General features: G+C 65.5%; 5 protein-coding genes. 2 read left to right on the top strand and 3 right to left on the bottom strand.

What is annotated here, in order from left to right; genetic code table 11:
• Positions 1–247: 247 nt before the first annotated feature.
• The gene (locus V6U90_RS32695) at positions 248–1,372 is read right to left on the bottom strand and encodes a DNA sulfur modification protein DndB (RefSeq protein WP_334444930.1); all 1,125 of its coding nucleotides are present in this window, start codon (positions 1,370–1,372) and stop codon (positions 248–250) included.
• 218 nt (positions 1,373–1,590) lie between these two features.
• Between V6U90_RS32695 and V6U90_RS32700 the strand changes: the two genes are divergently transcribed.
• The gene (locus tag V6U90_RS32700) at positions 1,591–1,761 is read left to right on the top strand and encodes a hypothetical protein (protein WP_442933714.1); all 171 of its coding nucleotides are present in this window, start codon (positions 1,591–1,593) and stop codon (positions 1,759–1,761) included.
• Between the two features lie 257 nt (positions 1,762–2,018).
• Here V6U90_RS32700 and V6U90_RS32705 read toward each other — a convergent pair whose 3' ends face one another.
• Together V6U90_RS32705 and V6U90_RS32710 are read right to left on the bottom strand one after the other, a co-directional pair.
• Complete coding sequence (locus tag V6U90_RS32705) at positions 2,019–2,915, bottom strand: HNH endonuclease (RefSeq protein ID WP_334444932.1); 897 nt, start codon at positions 2,913–2,915, stop codon at positions 2,019–2,021.
• A gap of 38 nt (positions 2,916–2,953) precedes the next feature.
• Positions 2,954–3,478: a hypothetical protein gene (locus V6U90_RS32710; RefSeq protein ID WP_334444934.1), complete on the bottom strand. Its 525-nt coding sequence runs from the start codon at positions 3,476–3,478 to the stop codon at positions 2,954–2,956.
• Positions 3,479–3,570: 92 nt separating this feature from the next.
• Between V6U90_RS32710 and V6U90_RS34135 the strand changes: the two genes are divergently transcribed.
• Positions 3,571–3,830: DUF6444 domain-containing protein (locus V6U90_RS34135; protein ID WP_442933649.1), on the top strand; the 260-nt coding region annotated here is incomplete at its 3' end.

Below are 3,830 nucleotides of genomic sequence, written 5' to 3' on the forward strand. Positions count from 1 at the left end.
AGAACGATCTCCAAACGGACCCAACGCATAGATCTAACTAAACGTCTGTAACCGCCCTCTCAGGTCCAGCCGGGCCTGCTCGGCCTCGGCTCGGCTGCCGTAACCGCCACGACGAATCCGGCCGCGGCCACCGGTCATTGTCGGCCCGTCCCCGCAGCGGGCCCGTACTACCCGAGGCGCAAAGAGATCAGATGGCGCGACCAGGCCATCGTTGTGGCCTGGTCGCCCCATCTGCTGCCGTCCGGACTTACTCGGCGTCGTCCGCGTCCAGGCCCATAGCCTCGCAGAGCACATTGATGGCTGCGCGGCGAGATGGGAAGCTGTTGCGCGTGCCGTATCCGCCGGTGCCCGACCCGCTCGGCGTGACGATGCCCTTGGCCATCCAGATCGGGTTGTCCCAGGCGAAGAAGTCGTCCTCCTTGGCTGCGATGGCCTTGAACGCCAGCTCCGGGTCCACGTGGTCGGTGTACATCTTCGACATTGCGCCGACGAGCCCGTAGATCACCACGGCGCTGGTCGCGATGGTGTTCTTCCGCTGGGTCTGACGCGCCGGCGTCGAGAGCTTGCCGTACTCGGGGCGGACCTTGACCAGGGAGTCCCAGGCGCTGATCAGCCAGCTGGACTGGGCTTCAACGTCGGCTTGGGTTACGGGGCCACCCTTCCAGGAGGTCTCGATCGCCCTGCTGATGGTGTTGTAGGCGGTCAGCTTGTGTGAGCTGGCGGATACCGAGTTGGCCAGGACCTCGATGTTGTCCTGGCCGAGGTGCTCGCTGCCGTTGACGAGCCGGCGGGCGAGTTCCTGCTCCTTGGTCTCCGAGTAGGCGTACTTCGCGGTGGAGTCGTTGACCTTGTCACCGCGGGTGTTGTAAATGGTAGCGACCTTCTTCGCGAGCGCGTCGTCGAGCATCCAGATCCGTACTTGGAAGCGGGTGCTGAGGTCGAAGCTCCCCAGCGGGTTGTCGGCAGCAGCGAGGATCGCCTTGATCCGTGAGAGAGAGTCGACCGCGCAGTCGAGCACACCGGAGTTGATGGTCAGATTGTGCTGCCCGGTCTCGTCGTCGAACCAGACTTCGTGGTCAGATTTGGAGGGGTCGAGCCTGACAGAGATGTTGCCAATGATCGCCTCGTTGGCGAGCAGCTCGGTGGTCCACTTGTTGACCTTGATCTTGGTCTTGCCCATGAGCCGCTTGCCCTCCATGTGGGCGGGGCGGATGTTGCCGGTGAGTGAGAGCAGCCCATTCTTGTGGAGATCCACGAGGTAAGCCGCAGTCATCTGGCACTCGATGTGTTCGCCACCGGCGTCATCCACCAGAGCGACGTTGAGGATCTCCAGCGGGAGGGCGAGACCCTGGGGTTCTGCGGCGACCGTCACGTTCGTCTCCTTGATGTGGGACGCCCTGGTGACGCCCGCCAACTGAGCATACGCAAGCTACGTGTGCTTGCCAAATGCTACGTGTGCTTCCGATTTGCTACGTGTACCAAACGGGCTGCACGTGGGTCGTTGCGTGGCGGGACTGCGTAGATTTCCGTGTTTGACCTAAGTGTGGTCCGTTGGACAGGACGTTGATCCTGTCCGGGAAGGACCACGTCATGGCAGACAAGAAGAACGGTGTTCAGCTTCGGCAACCGACGGCGGCGGAGGTGGAGTTCGCTCAGCAGTTGGTGGAGCGGGCCAAGGCCGATGGGGTGTCCCTGGTCGGGCCGAGTGGGCTCCTGGCCGGGGTCACCCGCACGGTGCTCGAGTCGGCGCTGGCGTTGTAGCACCGCCATGCTTCCTCGGCAAGCGGCCGGACATCCGGGCTCCATACCTGCCTGATCAAGGTCTCAACGTCCGTCACGCACACCATCCTTGTCCCCGGCTGGCCGTGTGGAGTCGGGGCCCCCACCTGCGTCGGTCTGGCCGCGCCTGAGAGGAGCGGAGGAGCTTGACTCCTGGGTCGTTCACAGCTAGGAGCACCCCACGGCTCACAGTGCGGGCGGCCAGTCAGGGCAACCAACAGACAGGGGGCGCGGTCGAACTAATCCGGCTGGGTCCGGCGAGATTGTCGCGGCGGCTCGGGACGGACCGATGCCACCGTGCCTTTCACCGGAACTCCGACCTGGAGTTGGTGGGCTAGGCGCCCGGTCGGCGCCGGCACCGCGTCGCCGACCGTTGACGACAGAGAGACGAAAACGCGGCCCGCGAGGAGGACCCCCAGAAGTGGCCCGGTTTCCTGCTGAACCTCGGCTAGCACAACGGACTCCTCGCTGATCGGATCTCCCCAGTGCCGCAGTACGGTCAACCCGTGCGCGATCGCGCTCACTGGCACGTCGGCTTTGCGCGTGGCGTTGCGCACTGCCAGGAGTTCGGCTCGCAGGAGGTCTGCTGGTTCGCCTTCGGGTATGCCGACCTTGAGGCATACGGCGAGATACATCGACTTGAGGAGCGCGAGAAGCCACCGATTCTTGTCTGGTAGTGATACCTCCAGGGTGACGTCTCCGGCCGCCAGGATCTCCCTGACGGCGGGGTCACTACCGCCCTCAACGAAGAGAACAAACTCCTCGTTCGGTGTCCATCGCAGCAGTAGCCGGCTTGTCTGCCGCTTGCCTCGGACCGCGTCTGACTCGAGGGTCGGCACCGTCAGCGCTCCGTCGAACCAGTCGACCAGGTCGGCTTCCACGAAGGCTCCGAATCCGTGATTGCACCGCTCGCAGGTCCGGGTCATCTTTGTGCCGCCGAGCCGCTGCGGCGGCACGTGCTCCTCCGTCGTCGCCGGGTCACCGCAGATCGGGCAGCGGTCGAAAAAGCGCGGGCGCAGCACCTCGATCAGCCTGAGCGACGCCGTCATCGTCGCCCCTGGCGGCTCATCCCCGAAGTCGAGAGGAACGTCCCCCGCCCGGTCTACCGACATCGCCTCGGGTGGCCGCTTACGCATCAGAAACCCCTCCTTCGACCAGGCAACGCGTGCGGGCATTACACAGCCGAGGTGATTGCCGCACTGATCTGATCGAGGCCCTGCTGCGCCAGCTCGCGCACCTCCTCGGTCGCCGCCTCGGCCGCGATCGGGAACAGGAAGCCCTTGACGGTCGTCGCCAGCCGACGCAGCTTTCCCGGCTCGGGCTGGTCCTGCTGGACCTCGGCCAGCACCTCGTTCGCGGCGTCCTCGATGTCCTGCTGCTCCCGAGGGTTAAGCCCGTAGGCCGGGAGTTGCTTGAGGATGGCGGCAACCGCTTCAGCGAGCGGATAAAGCTCTGGCGCCACCTGCTGGGAAATGTCCTGGTGCTGCACCACGTCGCGGTTGTCCCACGCCCACTGCCCGCCCTGGGCGTTCCCATGGAACACAGGCCCGTGATTGATCGTCGGCCCGTATCCGCGTTGGTCACGCAGGTACGCCGCCACGTTGCTCTCCCAGTCCGTCACGCAGTCGATTCCGTCGGTGGTGATCTCGGCCCGCACCGGTCCGCGGAGCTCGTCCCGGGATGCAACGGCCTCGGCCATAGCTGATCGTGACTGGTCAGGTGCTCGTCGGCGGGTCGGCTTGACCTGGGTCGTTCGGGTTGGATCATGGTTGGGTGTCCGGAACGCCGTCCATCGTGGAGCTGCTTGAGCGGCTTGCCCGGTTGGAGGCCCGGGTTCTTGAGTTGGAGCGGGACAACGCCGGGTTGCGGCGGGAAAACGCGGTGTTGCGGGCGGAGAACGCGGATCTGCGGGCTCGGCTCGGGCAGGACTCGTCGAACTCGTCGCGGCCGCCGTCGTCGGATGGGCTGGCCAAGCCGGCGCCGAGGTCGTTGCGGGCGCGTTCGGGTCGGCGGCCGGGTGGGCAGCCTGGTCATGAGGGTCGCACGTTGCG

It is taken from the genome of Micromonospora sp. CPCC 206060 (assembly GCF_036906895.1).
Lineage (GTDB): Bacteria > Actinomycetota > Actinomycetes > Mycobacteriales > Micromonosporaceae > Micromonospora.

Bases quoted from the DNA above. Each gene is read 5' to 3' on its own strand.
- V6U90_RS32700 (WP_442933714.1), top strand. From the start codon at position 1,591: ATGGCAGACAAGAAGAACGGTGTTCAGCTTCGGCAACCGACGGCGGCG.
- V6U90_RS32705 (WP_334444932.1), bottom strand. From the start codon at position 2,915: ATGCGTAAGCGGCCACCCGAGGCGATGTCGGTAGACCGGGCGGGGGAC.
- V6U90_RS32710 (WP_334444934.1), bottom strand. From the start codon at position 3,478: ATGGCCGAGGCCGTTGCATCCCGGGACGAGCTCCGCGGACCGGTGCGG.